Annotated in this window: 16 protein-coding genes and 1 pseudogene; 8 read left to right on the plus strand and 9 right to left on the minus strand. The window is 40.8% G+C overall.

What is annotated here, in order from left to right; all coding sequences use genetic code 11:
* A pseudogene (locus IQ244_RS30790) lies at positions 1 to 133 on the minus strand (photosystem II q(b) protein); the annotation flags it as partial.
* Positions 134 to 610: 477 nt separating this feature from the next.
* On the opposite strand from IQ244_RS30790, the gene IQ244_RS30795 reads away from it, so the two are divergent.
* The 3 genes from IQ244_RS30795 (at position 611) to IQ244_RS30805 (ending at position 3,707) form a co-directional block, all read left to right on the plus strand.
* Positions 611 to 1,249: a Uma2 family endonuclease gene (locus tag IQ244_RS30795; protein WP_193900477.1), complete on the plus strand. Its 639-nt coding sequence runs from the start codon at positions 611 to 613 to the stop codon at positions 1,247 to 1,249.
* Between the two features lie 640 nt (positions 1,250 to 1,889).
* Positions 1,890 to 2,690, plus strand: a complete 801-nt coding sequence (locus tag IQ244_RS30800) for an SDR family oxidoreductase (protein WP_193900478.1) — start codon at positions 1,890 to 1,892, stop codon at positions 2,688 to 2,690.
* Positions 2,691 to 2,792: 102 nt separating this feature from the next.
* Complete coding sequence (locus IQ244_RS30805; protein WP_193900479.1) at positions 2,793 to 3,707, plus strand: TauD/TfdA dioxygenase family protein; 915 nt, start codon at positions 2,793 to 2,795, stop codon at positions 3,705 to 3,707.
* A 265-nt stretch (positions 3,708 to 3,972) separates the two neighbouring features.
* Here the strand turns inward: IQ244_RS30805 and IQ244_RS30810 are convergent, their stop codons facing one another.
* From IQ244_RS30810 to IQ244_RS30825, 4 genes are all read right to left on the minus strand, one after another.
* Positions 3,973 to 5,376 (minus strand): ferredoxin:protochlorophyllide reductase (ATP-dependent) subunit N, encoded by a 1,404-nt coding sequence (locus IQ244_RS30810; RefSeq protein ID WP_193900480.1) that lies wholly within the window; start codon positions 5,374 to 5,376, stop codon positions 3,973 to 3,975.
* A gap of 323 nt (positions 5,377 to 5,699) precedes the next feature.
* A complete protein-coding gene (locus IQ244_RS30815) occupies positions 5,700 to 6,485 on the minus strand; it encodes a DUF5331 domain-containing protein (RefSeq protein WP_193900481.1) in 786 nt (261 codons plus the stop codon).
* 31 nt (positions 6,486 to 6,516) lie between these two features.
* Positions 6,517 to 7,383, minus strand: a complete 867-nt coding sequence (gene bchL / locus IQ244_RS30820) for a ferredoxin:protochlorophyllide reductase (ATP-dependent) iron-sulfur ATP-binding protein (RefSeq protein ID WP_222838762.1) — start codon at positions 7,381 to 7,383, stop codon at positions 6,517 to 6,519.
* A 548-nt stretch (positions 7,384 to 7,931) separates the two neighbouring features.
* Positions 7,932 to 8,240, minus strand: coding sequence for a TIGR02450 family Trp-rich protein (locus IQ244_RS30825; protein ID WP_193900482.1), 309 nt, complete (start codon positions 8,238 to 8,240; stop codon positions 7,932 to 7,934).
* 151 nt (positions 8,241 to 8,391) lie between these two features.
* On the opposite strand from IQ244_RS30825, the gene IQ244_RS30830 reads away from it, so the two are divergent.
* Positions 8,392 to 8,565 (plus strand): hypothetical protein, encoded by a 174-nt coding sequence (locus tag IQ244_RS30830; protein WP_193900483.1) that lies wholly within the window; start codon positions 8,392 to 8,394, stop codon positions 8,563 to 8,565.
* Positions 8,523 to 9,092 carry a Uma2 family endonuclease gene (locus IQ244_RS30835; RefSeq protein ID WP_193900484.1) on the plus strand — a complete coding sequence of 190 codons (570 nt, stop codon included), beginning with the start codon at positions 8,523 to 8,525 and terminating at the stop codon, positions 9,090 to 9,092. The genes IQ244_RS30830 and IQ244_RS30835 overlap by 43 nt, the downstream gene beginning before the upstream one ends.
* Positions 9,093 to 9,166: 74 nt before the next feature.
* Here the strand turns inward: IQ244_RS30835 and IQ244_RS30840 are convergent, their stop codons facing one another.
* A complete protein-coding gene (locus IQ244_RS30840) occupies positions 9,167 to 11,818 on the minus strand; it encodes an MASE1 domain-containing protein (RefSeq protein ID WP_228059263.1) in 2,652 nt (883 codons plus the stop codon).
* A gap of 194 nt (positions 11,819 to 12,012) precedes the next feature.
* Here IQ244_RS30840 and IQ244_RS33125 point away from each other — a divergent pair, with 194 nt between their 5' ends.
* Positions 12,013 to 12,135 (plus strand): hypothetical protein, encoded by a 123-nt coding sequence (locus tag IQ244_RS33125; RefSeq protein ID WP_265578966.1) that lies wholly within the window; start codon positions 12,013 to 12,015, stop codon positions 12,133 to 12,135.
* A 250-nt stretch (positions 12,136 to 12,385) separates the two neighbouring features.
* Here the strand turns inward: IQ244_RS33125 and IQ244_RS30845 are convergent, their stop codons facing one another.
* The gene (locus IQ244_RS30845; protein ID WP_193900485.1) at positions 12,386 to 13,696 is read right to left on the minus strand and encodes an alkaline phosphatase PhoX; all 1,311 of its coding nucleotides are present in this window, start codon (positions 13,694 to 13,696) and stop codon (positions 12,386 to 12,388) included.
* A 633-nt stretch (positions 13,697 to 14,329) separates the two neighbouring features.
* Between IQ244_RS30845 and IQ244_RS30850 the strand changes: the two genes are divergently transcribed.
* On the plus strand, positions 14,330 to 14,941 hold the full coding sequence (locus IQ244_RS30850; RefSeq protein WP_193900486.1) for a PEP-CTERM sorting domain-containing protein: 612 nt from the start codon (positions 14,330 to 14,332) through the stop codon (positions 14,939 to 14,941).
* A gap of 193 nt (positions 14,942 to 15,134) precedes the next feature.
* Here the strand turns inward: IQ244_RS30850 and IQ244_RS30855 are convergent, their stop codons facing one another.
* Positions 15,135 to 16,202, minus strand: a complete 1,068-nt coding sequence (locus IQ244_RS30855) for a YheT family hydrolase (protein WP_193900487.1) — start codon at positions 16,200 to 16,202, stop codon at positions 15,135 to 15,137.
* Positions 16,203 to 16,357: 155 nt separating this feature from the next.
* Between IQ244_RS30855 and IQ244_RS30860 the strand changes: the two genes are divergently transcribed.
* On the plus strand, positions 16,358 to 17,101 hold the full coding sequence (locus IQ244_RS30860) for a response regulator transcription factor (protein WP_193900488.1): 744 nt from the start codon (positions 16,358 to 16,360) through the stop codon (positions 17,099 to 17,101).
* Between the two features lie 532 nt (positions 17,102 to 17,633).
* Here the strand turns inward: IQ244_RS30860 and glyQ are convergent.
* Positions 17,634 to 18,527: a glycine--tRNA ligase subunit alpha gene (glyQ, locus tag IQ244_RS30865; protein ID WP_193900489.1), complete on the minus strand. Its 894-nt coding sequence runs from the start codon at positions 18,525 to 18,527 to the stop codon at positions 17,634 to 17,636.
* Positions 18,528 to 18,609 lie beyond the last annotated feature (82 nt).

The following is an 18,609-nucleotide window of genomic DNA, read 5'->3' on the forward strand; positions in this document are numbered from 1 at the left end:
TTGCAGCTAGCAAGGTGGGGATCATTAATACGCCAAACCAGCCGATGTATAGGCGGTTGTTGGTGCTGGTGATCCACTCGCAGAACTGTTCCCATACGTTGGCGCTTTTGCGCTGTTGTAAGGTTGCGGTCATGTTTTTATGATTGCGTCTGTTATGAATGTTGCAGGTGTTTTTACCTGTGATGTCTTTCATATTAGAGACTTTGTAACGGTTTGTAAAGGTGTATAACGAAAAGCTTACTTAACACTTTTATAAGTGCAGCTTATATATTGATGAGGAGTACAGGAGTAAGGCTTTATTCCATCCCTCTTCAGTATTGATGACAAGAAATTCTCAAAAACTCAAATGCTTCAAACTTTTAGCTAGGCTTCGCTATATTATGCTCAGTCTCGAACCAAGAAATCACCCTTAAAAATTACCGCTGCAAAGGGGCGATCGCCCAGCTAATGCTAAACTTCCCGAAAAGGTACTGTATAAATTAAAGCAGCGTCTAGAAGTTCCAGATATTACCGAAGCGCATACTGTAGATTGGCTAGTGCGGTGAAAATGTTGGAGTGCGATCGCACTCTCATTCCTTATAATAAAAACTAAACCCAAATCAGAGGCGATATGCTTTTAAAACTGCAACAGATTATCGTCAAACCGGGACACCAAATGTTGCTAAAAGATATTAGTTGGCAGCAGCTAGAGAATATTTTAGAAGAAATGGGAGATAAACGTGCTGCACGTATCTCTTATAGTGATGGTTGGTTAGAAATTATGGTTCCTCTACCTGAGCATGAAAAAGATAAAGAGATTTTTGGAGAGTTAGTGAGAAATTTACTAGATAAACTCCAGATTGATTTTGAACCATTTGGTTCTACAACACTGAAGAATGAGCGAATGCGGCAAGCAGTAGAACCAGATACATCCTTTTACATTCAAAATCAAGCTGCTGTGATTGGTAAAAATAGAATTGATTTAAATATAGACCCACCACCAGACTTAGCAATTGAAGTTGATATTACTTCCCGGACTCAATTTAATAACTATGAAATTTTAGGAGTTCCTGAACTTTGGCGATATACAAAACAAGGTTTAGAGATTTTCTTACTCCAAGATGGTCAATATATTCAATCTCAATCTAGCCCTAACTTTCCTAATATACCGATTATTGAATTAGTTAATGAGTATGTTCAACAGTGTTTGAATAATGGCAGAAGTCGAGCTATGCGTGATTTTAGGAATTGGATTGAAAATAATTTGTAAAACAGATAATCTAGGAAAATAGAATAACAATTTTAGGCTTGATTAATAAAATTTCCGTTCCTTTACCTTGTATTGGATTCAACCGAGAATTACTATAATCTTTGTGCGTTAGCCCTAATTAATTAAAGGGATAGATGACATTCACTTGCAGCGAAGCATCCACCCCCTGATAGCTGCCCAGATGACTAAACCTGGAACCCTATAATTTGGTATCTTATTCACCCAGTATCAACGGAGAGAGGTTGATTGTCACTGGGATAGATACGGATATCAAAGATATTTATGAAAACATTGTAAAGATAGTAAGTAATGATACTAAATTGTGTATTTAAAGGAAAATTATCAGTAATCATCCTGATCACACATTTGCCTCATAGGTAATTAAACACCCAAGTATTGACAGAACCCAGATATAGAAAGCAATTCTGAATCCAAAATCTAAAATCCAGAATTTTATAAGGTCTTGCTTCTTGAGGTTATATTATGATAACTTTTTCTACACAAACTACGGTAATTTGATAGAATTACCGTAGTTAGTGAATAATTCAAGCCAGTTTAAAAATCGACAACATTAGCGCTTAATTAGCGATTTTTGGTTGAAGATTTAGTGTTTCCCCATCTGATTGGAGCGTAAATTTTTATGAGCTTAGATCTGCACTTATCAGGGAAAACAGCCATTGTCACGGGTGGTAGTGCAGGGATTGGATTAGCCATTGCCAAAGCTCTCTATAGTGAAGGTGTGAATGTAGCGATCGCATCTCGTAACCCAGAACGATTAGAGAATGCAGTCAGCGCCATTCAATCTCTACCCACTCCTGGAGCGAAAGTAATCGCTATCAAGGCTGACATCACTCAAGCAGAAAATATAGATACAGTTGTTTCGGCAACCCTGGCTCAGTTTGGTCAGATTGATATTTTAATTAATAACGCTGGATCAGCCCGTGCAGGTTCATTTCTTGATCTGAGTGATGATGTATTTCTAGATGCGTGGAACTTAAAGTTATTAGGCTACATTCGCCTAGTCAGAGCCGTTGTCCCCCATCAAAAAAATCGCCGTGATGGGCGGATTGTCAACATCATCGGTGGTGCAGGTAGAACACCTCGTCCGGGCTTCCTTCCTGGTGGAACAACTAACGCCGCCCTACTCAACTTTACGCGTGGAATCTCTAAGGAATTAGCCCAATACAACATTCGGATTAATGCCATTTCCCCTGGTGCAACAGCTACCGAACGGGCGGAACGTTTAGCCGAGCAAAATGCCCAAGCACAGGGAATTAGTGTCGAACAAGCCAAGGCCGAAAGTTTGCAAACAATTCCTCTCGGCAGAATTGTACCGCCAGATGAAATTGCCGCGCTGACACTATTTTTAGTATCCGACTTAGCCGCTTCGATTACAGGCACAGAAATTTTGGTTGATGGTGGCTCTACCCCTGGTGTTTAGCACGAATTCCTCAGCAAATTCCGCCAACACTGGAATTAACCCACGGATGTCTAAGACAAAGTTTTAACTTACTGACGAAGTTCTCTGGAGTTATAGAAAAAAATGAGTTCTCAATATTTTGATATCAAACCAGTTGCTGGACGCATCGGTGCAGAAATCCTCGGCGTTGACTTGAGTGCAAACCTCAGCGACGAGTTAATCAGCGATATTCGCCAAACCCTCGTCCAACACAAAGTGATTTTCTTTCGCGGTCAAACACTTGATGCTAATGGACAACTAGCTTTTGCACGGCGGTTCGGTGAAATTACCACAGCGCACCCCACCGTACCATCTCTAGAAGGAAACCCAGAAGTTCTTGACCTAGATTACAGCCGCACTTCCAGCCGCGCTAATAACTGGCATACTGATGTTACATTTGTAGACCGTCCACCACTCGGTTCTATTCTGCGGGCGCTGGTTATTCCCCCAACTGGTGGCGATACGATTTGGGCAAATTCTGTGACTGCATATCAAGACTTACCAACTCCACTACGTGACCTCGCAGACCAACTTTGGGCAGTACATAGCAACGCCTATGACTATGCAGCGGCGATAATTGACCTACCAGAAGATGTCCTCGCTCACCGGGCTGTCTTCACTTCCACCGTATACGAAACTCTGCATCCAGTAGTACGTGTTCATCCTGAATCTAGTGAACGCGGATTATTCATTGGTGGTTTTGTACGTCGCCTGCATGGCTTATCTCAGAATGAATCCGACGAAATTATCAAATTATTGCAAGCATACATAACTCGCCCCGAAAATACAGTGCGTTGGCGTTGGCAAGTTGGCGATGTTGCATTCTGGGATAACCGTGCTACACAACATTATGCTGTTGCTGACTATGGCAACCAACCCCGCCACGTTCAACGAGTGACAATTGTAGGTGATATCCCAGTTGGTATTGATGGTAAGCAAAGTGAAGCCATCAAGGGAGATTCTTCTGTGTACAACCGACGCGAACCTGCTCTAGCTTAACTAAGTATTTGAGTCAGTAAACTGGTGTACATTCAAGTGGCATATTCTCTGATTGAGGCTGTTAAGCTAAAACACATCTAATTTGCAGATTAAATTTTATCAATCTCTTGTGGGGTGGGTATCTTGCTTGCCCAAATAATGCAACTTAAATGCCGATTAGCTTATTAGTCATTAGTCATTTGTATGGGCAACTAAAAATAAAAAAGGCGAACATTAGTTCGCCTGAAATAATTCTAGTTTTAGAGATTGACTCGCAACCGAAATCTTAAATTTTCGCTTCTTCTCTCACTAATTTATCCCAACCCAAATCTTTCAAATTATTATTTCGACGCAGTGGACGAGTGACTAATTCTAAAATGTCACGGGCATTGCCAAAACCGTGAATTTGGGCAAAGGTAAACTCTACTGACCATTTAGTATTAATGCCGCGTGCTTCTAATGGGTTAGCGTGAGCCATACCAGTAATTACCAAGTCTGGTTTTAAATCATAGATTCGCTGTACTTGGTTGTAATTATCTGGCTTCTCGACAATCTTGGGTAAAGGTACGCCCATTTCTTGGCAAGCTTTCTCTAAAAATGCCAATTCCGCAGCTTGGTAGCGTTTATCCATGTAGGGAATGCCCACTTCTTGCACTGTCATTCCGCAGCGCACCAGGAACCGCGCTAAAGAGACTTCTAGCAAGTTATCACCCATGAAGAATACAGACTTGCCCCGAATAAGTTTTACATAATCTTCTACACCTGCCCAGATTTGTGCTTCTCGTTCATCTAAGCCTTTGGGCGTGATGCCAAACACAGAGCAAATTTTCTCTATCCAAGCGCGAGTACCATCAGGGCCGATGGGGAAGGGTGCGCCAATCAATTTGCACTTGCGGCGACGCATTAAGGTGGTAGCGGTGCGGCTGAGGAAGGGGTTAACACCAGCAACGTAATACCCTTCTTCCAGTACTGGTAATTCAGTAAAGCGTTTCGCAGGTAGCCACCCAGAAACTTTGATGCCTTGTTTCTTTAATTCTAGGGTTAACTGGGTAACAACAGGATCGGGAAGGGAACCGAAGAGAACTAAGGGAGGATGATCTACGTATTCTGACTCTTCTTGAACTACGTCTTCTTTTTTCTTACCAAAGTTGAGCAGCTTTTGAATGGCGTTGCGCTCATTTTTCTCGTTTTCTGTTGCTGGCGCTTGGCTGGGACAGCGATTTGCCATTGCAGCTAAAACGGTGTCTTCACCTTGGGTAAAAGCGTAATCTAAACCGTTGGCACGGGCGACAACGATAGGAATGCCAATTTCGCTTTCTAACTTGGGTGCTAAACCTTCCAAGTCCATTTTGATAATTTCCGTGGTGCAAGTGCCAATCCAGACAATTACACTCGGATTGCGATCGCGTTTTATTTGATCACACAACCGCTTTAATTCTTCGTAGTCATTCAACTGTGCTGAAATGTCTCCCTCTTCTAACTCTGCCATTGCATAACGGGGTTCAGCAAAAATCATCACCCCCATTGCATTTTGGAGAAAATAGCCACAGGTTTTTGTCCCAATCACCAAAAAGAAGCTATCTTCAATTTTTTGGTATAACCACGCCACGCAGCTAATCGGGCAAAAAGTGTGGTAATTCCCAGTTTCGCACTCAAAGTTTAAAGCTTCTGGTTGTTGAGCGACAGTCATTTTGGTTTTCTCCCCTTGTTATTTAATGGCAGATGAAAATAGGGTCAGCAACAAGAAGAGTTGGGGAGTAATCATAGTGAGTGGAAAATATCTTACTCTCTATTCTTTACTCCCTAACGCCACCTGCTATACCGGAGGTTAATTTCCTTCGAGTTCGCAGTTCCTTCTCCTGGCAAAGACGCTGCGCGTAGCTTGCTTCCCCATAGGGGTACAAGTCGGCAAAGTCGCCCAATGGAATGCTTACCGTAACACAGTGGCTCTTCCTTACTTTGTGGCACATAGCACCAAAGAGCAATCCCTAAATTCAACTTAAACGGTAATTATTAAGCGTTGGGGAAGAGGCGGGCAATTTCTGAATCATCAAAAACACCAGTGGGCAATTCTTCCCCTAAAAAATCATTATTTTCTTCACCTTTTTGCAATCCGGTTTCATCGCCCCAGACATCAGACAAAACATCACTAAAAGCAGCTTCATCTGGTGTGTTTAGATCACCAAGCATTTCTTCATCATCTAGCTTGGTTGCTGATGTGGTATCGCCATCAAAGGAAACACCGCCAAAATCATCAGTTTCCGGGGCGTTCGTGGAAGACGTTGCCAAAGGCATCACTGCGGGAAACTCATGTTTGCCGTTCTGGCCATTAGATAAGGAAATGTCACCATTACCATTGGTGTTTTCCTCTGATTCACTGGCAACATCTAAGGCAAAACCATTAATGTGCGAAATTGCTAAAGTTTCATCGTCAATATTGTCATCAGTATTATCATCTGCAACAACCACTGTTGACTCATATTGACTGGTTTCTGGTTCTACTGAAGGATGACTCAAGCGATTACCAAGGACGATATCTGGGTCAAAATGCAACTCTAACACTTCAATTAAGGTGTCAGCGTCAGCATTCAGTTTGGAAAAGGGCATCATCAACTGCGCTAGTTTTGGCTCCAGCGCGTTCACGACTCCCAGGATGAGGTAAGAAGGTGGTCGCTTCCCGCCATCAGGGGTGTACACCGACTCTACTTCCATGTGTAAGGTGATCCAGTCACGATTAGCCTGGAAGAACTGCAACCACTTCTGTCTGATTGAATCTGTAAAGCTATTAAAGAAAGCCATATTCCGTTCCTCATCCTGAGAACTTGGTGATTTATACAATCATCAAGTCTAATTCCTCTTCTGGATTAGGAACCTGTGGTTTACGCGGATTTAGATAAAAATCGGATAACAAAGAGAACAATTCCCGATCCGGTGTGTCATTTGGGACTACTCCCTCTGGCCTAGCTAAAATTTGGTCGGCAATATTGAGGTAATACTCGCAAACGTAGTTCAGGGAAGGATCTGACTCCGCCATTTCAAATAATGTTTTGCCTTTAACGCGAGATACGCGAATATCTTCAATTAAGGGTAAAACTTCTAGAACTGGCATGGGAACTGCTTCTATGTATTTCTCGATCAAGTCACGTTTAGAAGTCCGATTGCCAATTAATCCTGCTAAACGCAGTGGGTGAGTCCGGGCTTTTTCTCTGACTGAAGCCGCAATTCTATTTGCTGCAAATAAAGCATCAAAACCATTATCTGTAACAATCATGCAATAATCTGCATAGTTTAAAGGAGCCGCAAAGCCGCCACAAACTACGTCACCTAGTACATCAAATAAAATTACGTCATACTCATCAAAGGCATTGAGTTCTTTCAGTAATTTTACGGTCTCGCCAACTACGTAGCCACCACACCCAGCACCCGCAGGTGGGCCGCCAGCTTCTACGCAATCAACACCGCCATAGCCTTTGTAAATGACATCTTCTGGCCAAACGTCTTCGTAGTGATAGTCTTTGGACTGGAGAGTGTCAATAATTGTGGGAATCAAAAACCCTGTCAGGGTAAATGTGCTGTCGTGTTTGGGGTCACAACCAATTTGCAACACCTTTTTACCCCGTTTGGCTAAAGCGACAGATATGTTACAGCTAGTTGTTGACTTGCCAATACCGCCTTTTCCGTAGACTGCTAGTTTCACTGTTGTCTGCCTCTTATAGTTTTTTATCAAACTTGTGGCTCAAACATTGGCCTTCACCTAGCCGCCGATGGCAATGTGTGAGGTATCTGAGTGTCATTATTGTCGAAATTACATAGAAAATAAAGGGGTTTAAAATCTCAAAAACTTAGCTATTAAGCTTATGACACTACAGATAATCATTTTATAGACAAAATTATTGATTAAAACCTTTATTTATTCTAAAAATATTTTTTTTAAGATTTTATTTATTTATTTATATAAAAATAGTTACAATAAACAAAAACAAGGAACCTCTCTTTATATATGGTTTCCATAGAATATGTTGATGATGATGCCTAATGGTTATGGGTATAGGGTTGGCAGTCAAGAGATAAATGCCTAAACTGATACTAAAAGTGCCAATGGAAGTTTTTTAGAGCCGAAATCAGCCTTGGTTTGCTACTGAATGGACTATATGAGTACTGAATTTTAAGGCTGAATACTTCATTTGTGAAAAATTATAAAATTAAGGCTTTTCACTAAAACTTATGTGCTTTAAGTATTTATGCTTAATCAACTATATATAAATTCTCATCTCTAGCCTCAATGAAAGGTGTCTCACTAAAATTAGAATTGCTATAAATTGCTTCCATTTCTTGTAATGATTGCCAGCCACCTAACCACTGAGAACGGTCTTGTAATAGCTTGGCATTAATCCAGAAGCGAACATTGGGGTCACAGGAAGCAACCATTTCGGCATAAACCCACTTACCCTGATTTTTGCGGTTAACGACTTGAAAGTGTCTCCAACCGTCTACTTTTTGTTGTGCTGTCCACTTAGAACCTACTAGGTAAGGAAATTTTTGCTTTTTGGTCATTGTTAATGGTCAAGAGTCCATAGTTAAAATTATGCTTTATTTACTTGGCTTACTGATAATGAAAGTGAATGTAAGTAAGAGATGGTGAAAATTTAAACCCAAAGTGGCGCAAAGGTAAACAAAGAGAAGCGCAAAGTTTGTTTGATTCTAGTTGAGTGTTAAGCAGTCAAAGTCCGATCGCTCTTGGAGGAAAATTATAGATGCGATCGCTCGTTTTGGTAAAGAATGCCAAGAATTGAGCGCAGGTATAATCAGAGATAGCCAGAAACCAGATTTAAAGTTATGCGATCGCCGGTTCCCGTTTTCTCGGTTGCTGAATATTTAGCAGCAGAAAGTAAAAGCGAACTCCGCCATGAGTATTTAGGTGGTCAAATTTTTGCGATGACTGGGGGGAGTAAGGCGCACAATATCATTACCTTAAATATTGCCAGTTGCTTACGCTCTCAATTGCGGGGTGGGGCTTGCGATGTCTTTATGTCGGACATGAAGGTCAAGTTACAAGCGGCTAATCAAAATAAGACGATATTTTATTATCCTGATGTGGTGGTTACTTGTAACTCTAATGATCGAGATGACTATTTTGTGAATTATCCTTGTGTGATTTTTGAGGTCTTGTCACCAAGTACTGAGATAAGCGATCGCCGCGAAAAGTTGGTTAATTATCAGACTATTGTTAGTTTACAGGAGTATGTTTTAGTTTCGCAAGATGAGAGCAAAGTGGAAGTTTATCGTCAAGATTTGCCAGGGAATTGGACAAAGGAGATTTTGGCAAATGAGGATAAATTAGTCTTAAATTCGGTCAATTTATCGCTAACGATGACAGATATATATGAGGATATTGTTGGAATTTAGCGATCGCTAATCACAAAATCTCAAGGTGCGATCGCTTTGTAGCGATCGGAATAAATTCCGAGGCGGGACTGCTATTAGTTAGCTAAAATTTGCGCGATCGCATTTAGCAATTGTGATTGTTCAACAGGTTTAACTAAGTGGATTTGAAACCCAGCGGCTAAAGCCTGTTGTTGATTTATCTCACCTGCGTAGGCTGTCAGGGCGATCGCGGGTATTTGCCCGCCTTGTTCGGGTGGGAGAGCGCGAATCAAACGCATCAGCATATAACCGTCCATTCCTGGCATCCCGATATCACTTAAAAGTATGTCTGCTTTACTGATTGCGAGAAATTCTAAAGCTTTTCCACCAGATGCGATCGCACTCACCTTAGCACCCAATTGTTCTAATATCACCGTTAAAAACTTTCCAGTATCTAAATCATCGTCTACTACCAAAATATGTAACCCTGCAAAATTAAACGCCTGATCAACTGTCAAATTATTTTGGTTTTTTGGCATCAAATCCAGCATTAATGGCAATCTCACAGTGAATTTTGCACCCATTCCTTCCCCAGAACTTTCTGCTTGGACAGTTCCACCATGCAGTTCTGTGAGATGGCGCACAATTGCTAGTCCTAATCCTAGACCACCAAATTGGCGAGTGATTGTGCCATCAGCTTGCCTAAAATAATCAAAGACGAATGGCAGAAACTCTGGACTAATACCTTTACCATTGTCTTGAATTTGAATATGAGCAAATGTATCAACTCGCTCCAGAATAATTTCTATATTACCAGCCGCAGGAGTGAATTTAATGGCGTTGGAAAGTAAATTACAAACTATCTGCTGTAGGCGTTCAGCATCGCCTTTAACACATACTGTATCAACATGAAATATTTTTTTTACTTGCAGTTTCTTCGCTTCAACCGCTAGATATACAGTATCTAGAGATGCTTGCAAAATCTCAATTAAATTTACAGGCTGAAGATTTAAAATTATTTTTCTTTGTTGAATCCGAGACACATCTAATAAGTCTTCAATCAATTGAACTTGTAATTTTGCATTGCGCTCAATAGTTTCTAATCCATGTGTCAGTTTATCATCTTCATAATTGCGCCTTCTGAGCAGTGTTACCCAACCCAAAATAGGATTAAGTGGAGTCCGTAATTCATGAGAAAGAACAGCAATGAATTCATCTTTAATTTTATTTGCCTTTTCCGCTTCACTGCGGGCAGATTGTTCTCTTGATAAAAGATTTTCTCTTTCTACTTCTGCTTGTTTGCGTTCATTAATATCTCGAAAAAAGATACCCAGTCCATCTTCAAAAGGGTAAGCATGGATCTCTAACCACATATTTTTAGGGATATATAATGCTTCAAAATGCACAGGTATTGCTTCGGCGATCGCTAGACGATATTCCTGTTCAAATTGTGTACCTTGCATTCCTGGCCACTGCTGCCAATAATTTTGAGAAACCATAGTTTCTGGCTTTACACCTTGAATATTTGCAGCTTGTTGGTTAATGTATGTTATTTGCCAATCTTGATTAACTGCAATAAAAGCATCTGTCATGCTTTCTAAAATATTGCTGAGGCGATTACGTAGAGCTTTTTCTGCTCTTAAGAATTTATCTTTTTCTCGATTTGAGTCTTCCAGTCGAACATTTGTTTCGACTAGTGAATCATTAAGTTGAATGAGTTTTTCCGATAATTCAGCGCGAGCTTGGTATTCTCCTATCCTGAATTTTTCTATAGCCAGTTCTACTTGAATTTTTGCTCTTTCTGTAATAGCAACTCCGACTAATAAAGTGACAACAGATTGCACGAATAAACTCAATTTATGAACGTGTAAAACTTCTGGTTGCACTGGAAAACGTGGCAACAATATAGCATTAGGATATATGACTAAATAAGAGAATAGCGTTACTAATATTGAAAAAGTAGAGACGAGCATACCCGTAGATACTCCGAAGCGAGTGGCCGCCCACATCACGGGAACAAAGCTCAAAAAAGATAACTGTTGAAATCGAAAGTCTGTGTCGCTATTGGCAGAAACCTCTGAAACAGTAACAGATGCAATGCTAATACATAGAAATAAAATAGTGCTGACTTCTAGTAAGAGAGGACGGCAAGCTGGAAATCTAAAAGCTGGTGACGCAGAATCTGCTATTTGAGAATGAGATAACCAACCCCCAGATTGCAGATAGGGAGTTAATATTAACAAGATTGTTGGTGTAATCCCCATAATACCGATCGCATTTCCTAACCACCAGTGAGTAATACTAGTAGTTAAGTTAGCAATGGGCATTTTGCCTATAGCTACCCAAGTTAAGCTGCCTACTACAGCTAAACTAGTGCTGGCTATTAAAGGTACACTCAAGGTAAAAATAGCAGCATCTTTCAAGGTATTAAATATGAGAGAACCTTTCCAGAGACGACAGTAAAGTACCCAAGCAACTAGCGGTTCGACAACATCGGTTAAACCCACAAGTTTTTCCCAACCATGCAATCCCCAAAAAGGAGACATCAGGAAAGATACAAAACCTGTGAGGATAATACCATCAATACCAAACCAGAAACTGAGGGCGATCGCTACCCCAGATGGCGGAAACCACAAAGAAACTCCTGGCTGAATACGGTAGATGAGCGCCATTACATGAGCGGCAACTAAAGCTAATAGCCCCAGTGATAAAATCAAAGGCCGTCGATGTAGGGGAGCAACTCTAGCAAATTGCGACAAACGTTGCATAATTGCACAGAAATTTTAAATTGATCAGCCTACCAATCTTAGTGCTACTAGTCATTCCTCTACAGCTTGACTGACAACACCAAACGCTACTTAAGTTTGGATAAGTGCAATGATAGACACTTCTGGTTTACCAAATATTTTTTTAACTAAGTGAGTTAACACCACTATTGAGACTTAATTTTTTATAAATTAATATGGTTCAGTTTACAACTAGATATAGGCGGAAGTTAAATGAAGCGATCGCCTACCAATTTCCAGAAATATGGGTGTCGGGGGTTCTGCACACTCAAAAATTAAACCCAGCCACTACAACCTAATCATAGTTAAAAAGAATGCACATCTACCCTACACCCAGTTATTGTAAGGCTTTCACCTTTTCTATAGTGACATTCACTTTTGTGCATATTTTCTAAATTATAGATATAAACCGGGTTTTTCAAGATTTTAGCGATAAACTCTCATCTGAGTAGCTATGAAAAACCCGGTTTGTCATTTTTACGCTATTTCAGCCATATTCTCACAGTATCAAAGCTGGGGAAGATTGCTGTTATGACTTCATTTTAAGTTCTAAGCTCTTGTCCAAGGCCCCCAAATGGCAAGAGTAATACCAGGTGTTTGAATGTTAACAAACAAGGTTCTACCATCAGGTGAGAAGCAAGCACCTGCAAACTCACTATCATTTAAAGCATTACGGGCAAAATTATAGATTTCACCGTTGGAAGTCACACCTCTTAAGAAATTTTCTCCGCCTCCATCTTCGCAGAGAATGAGATCGCCAAAAGGTGCAACAACTATGTTATCAGGAGCATCCAGTTCGCTTCTTGATGTAGACTCTACAAACAAATCAAGGGTTTCAAGGGTTCTGTTGGTTGGTGGAATGTAGCGCCAAACTTGACCTGCTCCCGCAGCACCACCACTTGTACAACAAAAATAAAATTCTCCGTTACCGTACCAAATACCTTCCCCACGAGCAAAGGTAGCTGCACCTAGTTCTTGACCTTGTAATCGCACAGTGTCCCCATCTAATGGGTTGGGGTTGGGGATAGTCACCCATTCTACACCCAATTTTTGACCCCGGACAAAACCGCTGTTTGAGGTGTTTACTCTAGGTTGATTGACGATTTTCAACGCTTGCAGAGTACCACCTGCTTTTAAATTGTTGCGTTCTTTGGGAATAAAACGATAGAACAGGCTATCTCCTCTATCTTCAGTTTCATAAACAATTCCGGTTCTAGGATCTACAGCTACAGCTTCATGATTAAATCTCCCCATCGCCACTAAAGGCTCTGGATTGATGGGTGAGGTTGCACTAGCTGGAACTTCAAAGTTGTAACCGTGTGGTCTTGTCACTCCATTAGTTGCACTTGGTAAAGTCACATCTTCTTCACAGGTAATCCAAGAACCCCAAGGTGTTAGACCGCCTGCACAGTTACGAATGGTTCCACTTAGAGATACAAAGTGTTTGATGAGTTGGCGATTAGCACCGACAACTAATGTGGTTGTACCACCTCTAGCAATCGGATCGTATGGTCTTGTACCTTGTGTGCGTGAACCAGTGAAACCAGTACCAAGTTCGTGGTTACGAACCAAAATAACTGTGTTTCTGGGGCCTGGGAAAGTTGCCATCCCATCATGATTACTTGGCACTAAAGTACCATCTGTCATGAGTTCCCCTGTAAGAGAGAAAGTTCGATATTGAAATCCTGGTGGTAAATCTAATAAGCCATTTGGATCGGGAACAAGCGCACCATAACCTGTGCCAAAAATAGGTTGACCATTGGCTTGTCTGGCATAAAGCGCTTCTAAAGGGGATGCTAACAAAGTACCAGCCGCACTTGCCCCAGCTAATGTAAAAAATTTACGTCTTGATAATTTCATTTGGTTACTAAGAAAAATGCTAAATGCTGGAAAAAAGTTATAGGCATTAGATTAAGCTGAGGTAATGCTTTATTTAAAACATAGTTATAAAAATCGCTAAAATATATTTATAAATACTCTCAGTAATGCTCTAAAAGAGGATTCAATTAAGCAGAAAGTTTTATAGAATATATCTATATAAATAAGAGATGAATAATTTAAACAAATTTGCATTAAAGATGTCATATCAGAAAATAGGACAAATACAACCCAGCTATAAATAATTTATTTTTAAGCCCATATTTGGGATATAAGCATAGACTGATAAAGGTTACAGCTAATTGCGATCGCTACTACTTAATTCATTTGTATATGCACAAAGCATGGTTAATTTAAGGTTAAATTTTATTTAATTAATAGAACTTTCATACTTTTTACATAAAACATCAAATAATTTTGATGTTTTTAGGAAACTTTATTGTTAAATATCCAGATAAACATAAATCTAATGATAAAATTTCCCCAAGAATGTTTTAGGTATTACTAAAAAGCTAACAAAACTAATTATTATTATAAAAACCAGATATTAAGCAGTCTGGTTGAAGTTTTGTTTGACTTTTATCTATCTAAGAGTTCACTCATTAACCAAGGAAAATGAACAAATTTTTTACCCAAATTAAAGCTACAGTAGCGGTGGCTGTTGTCACCTCTTTGGCTACTGTAATCAACATTTCCCAAGCTGATGCGGCTTCTTTTGACCTATCTTGGCTGGGACTACAAGGTTATTCAGCTAGAGGTAATTTCACATTTGACGATAGTTTCTTAGGAAGCGTTGTCACCCGAAATGAGCTAAGTGATTTCAATATCTCCTTTTTCGACCCCACCGGAGCTTTATTGCAAAGTTTCGACTACGATTTTCCCAATCCCAACAGCAGTTTTAATTTCAACTTTGATACAGTTTCTCGCACTGTGCTACAAACAGGTAACTTTGATACAACCAACGGCTTTGATTTAGGAATTGACTTTGCCACGGAAGTTACAGGGCTATCTTTTTATACTTTCGTAAATTCTGACCAGGGAGTACCTAACACTACCATCTTTTTGAAAGATGACCTTTCACCAGAAGCTTGTACTGTACCTAACTGTCGCTTAGATATTGGCGGTCAGTTAACAGCCACAGCAGTTCCCGAACCTAGCGCAATTTTAGGCTTGTTAGTCGCTGGTTCTTTGAGCCAATTCTTAAAGAAAAAGCCAGCATCCACCTAAACAGCACGCTGAATGGTTAATGCAAGCTTGATTAAAACCGTAATTGACCAATATTTTACCTTTCATTCCCCAGGTATTTCCTAACTAAAAAATCTGAAGCTCTCTTCTCTTTGCAATAGAGCTTCAGATTTTGACAGTTTGAACTTTCCGGGCGATCGCACTTTCAACCAGAAGAGAGATAATGGCAAGGCCGCTAAACAAGGTCAGTACGTTGGTATTCTAGCCATTGTAAAATGCGATTCCAAGCCCACCAAGGATCAGGGTCTTGGGCTTGATACTGACAATCTTTGCTACTTAAATAGCCAACATGACCTCCATAACGGGTGAGCAGCAAATCTATGGCAGAATTTTCGTTACAGGCTGCTTCTAATTCAGGGACTATATCTGGATGAAATAGAGGATCATCCGCAGCGTAGACAATTAAAGTTGGTTTTGTCAGTTCTGGTAACAGTTGAAGTGCGCTGCTGGCTTTATAGTATGCTTCGACACTAGAAAAACCTAGTCTCTCAATTACTAGTTCTTGGTCAAAATCCCAGATGGTATTTGTCCGTTCTATGGCTTTAGGGTCAATAGTTCCTGGATGAGTATCGTGAATTCGCCAAGCGAGTTTTTTTAACTCACGGACAATACTGGCTTCGATGATTCTACCAAATCGGTCTTTTGTGAGGTAGGTGAGCGATCGCAACGAATCCAAACTCGGACAAATCACTGCGCCACCACCAATGTCGCTGTATTTGATACCGAGATTTTCATTATCTTGCGTTAACTCCGCAGCTGCTTTTAACCCCCACAGGGCTAACTGTCCTCCTAAAGAGAACCCCATAAACCAAAATTTACTAGGACATCCCATCGCCGCCGCCGCCGCTGCTAAACGGACAAAATCTTCACCCTCGTATAATCCATCAGAGGTTAAAGTAGGTGACAATTCTGCTGTTTTACCGTGGGCGCGCCAATCGAACAAAACGACAGCGTAGCCTTGAGCATAAGCTTTGCGTCCTAGTAATCTTAAAGACCATTCTTGATCCAACTCGCCCGTAATTCCATAAGTTGCAATAATCGTACTGTGGGCATTTTCGGGAATTGCTACCCAGCTAAAAATAGGCACACCTTGCCCACCTATAAATATTGTTTTATGATAGGGCGGCTCTGGTTCAGAAGAAGTACTTTCCCAATAACGTTTTCCCCAAAAAGCGGTGTAAACAGTCATAGCTACACCATTTTGCAATAACCTGGCTGGATTGTAGGGCGGATAACACATCATTTTTCAAATTTCGTGTATCTTAAGTGTTGATTTCTCATCATTTAGTTTTAATATTTATGTTAGATTTAAAATCTTTTTTATAATCAAGACAGAAATCTTTGTATCGACCAAAGATTCTTATTTTTCCTTAATAAGTAGCAATAATTTTTTTAAGAATGCCGAGGATTCTAGTCATAGACGATGACCCAGCAATTTCCGAGCTTGTTGCCGTCAATTTAGAAATGGCTGGCTATGATGTCAGCCAAGCTGAAGATGGTATCAAAGGTCAAGCGTTAGCTCTCCAGCTACAACCTGACCTAATCATGCTTGATTTAATGCTGCCGAGAGTAGATGGATTTACAGTTTGCCAACGCCTACGTCGAGATGACCGGACTGCGGAAATTCCCGTCTTGATGTTGACCGCCTTAAGTCAGACTCAAGATAAAGTGGAAGGCTTCAACGCCGGCGCAGACGACTACCTCACCAAGCCCTTTGAAGTAGAAGAAATGCTGGCGCGGGTACGGGCTTTATTACGCCGGACTGACCGCATTCCCCAAGCAGCCAAGCACAGCGAGATTCTCAACTACGGCCCATTAACCCTTGTTCCCGAACGGTTTGAGGCAATATGGTTTAGTGAGACTGTGAAACTGACTCATTTGGAATTTGAGTTACTCCATTGTTTACTACAACGCCACGGACAGACAGTTTCTCCTAGCGAAATTCTCCGGGAAGTTTGGGGTTACGATCCTGATGATGACATTGAGACTATCCGAGTCCATATTCGCCATTTAAGAACTAAACTCGAACCAGATCCCCGCCACCCTCGCTACATCAAGACAGTATACGGTGCAGGGTATTGTCTAGAATTACCCAGTGTCCCTCCATCAGCTGAGGGGGCATCTGCATCAACTGTTGAGTAACTCGCTATATTCCTTGACCTCAGCCCTAAATTTACTTAATCCATCATGTTGTGTGTCATGCTGTGGGGAATGAGGTTTAGTGGTTTTACCAAGGAAGACTCTACTTTTGCCTGCTTAACTCTACAAAAAGCTACCCTCCAGTAGACATCCTTTTGTGGAGGGGGGATGCTTAGTAGGCGAATGCTACTCTGTCAATAGTGCTCCGCTAATACCGCTACGAGTCAAATTAGCGCTGTACGCATACAAAAATTGGCATTCTCTGGAAGTAATTTTTAGAGAGTGCCAATTGATTTTAGATTTTAGATTCAGTCGCAGACAAGCTTAATTTCAATTCATAATTTGTAATTAAGAACTTTTGACGCATTGTTATTAGGACTGATAAAGAACTCTCTGACACTCTTATTTATCCATATCGCATTATTTGCTACAAGTGTAAACAGACTCGTGAGCGAGTTTCCCGGCTTGAGCAGACTTTCGTAGAAACCCCTTCAACGTAATAGCTTCTCTATATTCTTGACAGTTTGATTTATCCTTACCCGTGTGTAAGTCCTGCGGCTGTTATCTTCAACAAAGGATAACCCAGCTTCTCTCGCTGTTCTACATATAGTTGTGCTACCTTGCGTGCTAAATGACGAATCCTCGTAATATAACGAGTTCTTTCCGTTACAGAAATTACTCCTCTAGCATCTAGCAGATTAAAAGTATGCGAACACTTCATTACATAGTCTAAACTTGGCAAGACCAAACCACGCTCCGTCAACTGGTTAGCTTCCTGCTCATACAAATTAAACAGCGTTAGCAGCATTTCAGGATTTGAAGCTTCAAAGTTATAAGTACTCTGCTCAATCTCATTTTGCAAGAAAACATCTCCATAAGTAATATTGTCTGTCCATTGAAGCTTTGTAAATGCTTCCACTTGCTGGAGATACATCGTTAACCGCTCTAACCCGTACGTAATTTCAATTGACACAGGTCGGCAATCTATTCCGCCACATTGTTGGAAGTAGGTAAATTGAGTAATTTCCATGCCATCTAACCAGACTTCCCAACCAGTCCCCCAAGCACCTACCGTTGCATCTTCCCAGTTGTCTTCCACAAACCGAATATCGTGATCTTCTGGACGAATACCCAAAGCCCTCAAAGAATCAAGATAAATCTCTTGAATATTATCTGGTGACGGCTTAATTAAAACTTGGTACTGATAGTAATGTTGGAAGCGGTTAGGGTTTTCGCCATAGCGACCATCTGTAGGACGACGGCATGGTTCAACATAAGCAACAGCCCAAGGCTCAGGCCCCAACGCTCTTAAAAATGTATGTGGGTTTTTAGTTCCAGCCCCCTTTTCGATGTCATAAGGCTGGGCGATTAGGCAACCGAAGTCGAGCCAAAAGTGATGAAGAGTAGAGATAACAGATTGAAAATTCACAGCGTAAGGAAGATCCTAAAAGGGGGGAAAGTACATTCACTATTATTGTGAAGGAGAAAGGCGATGGGTAGAGAGGAAAATA

Origin of the sequence: Nostoc sp. LEGE 06077, from assembly GCF_015207705.1 — a bacterium.
In the GTDB taxonomy this organism is placed as follows: domain Bacteria; phylum Cyanobacteriota; class Cyanobacteriia; order Cyanobacteriales; family Nostocaceae; genus Nostoc_B.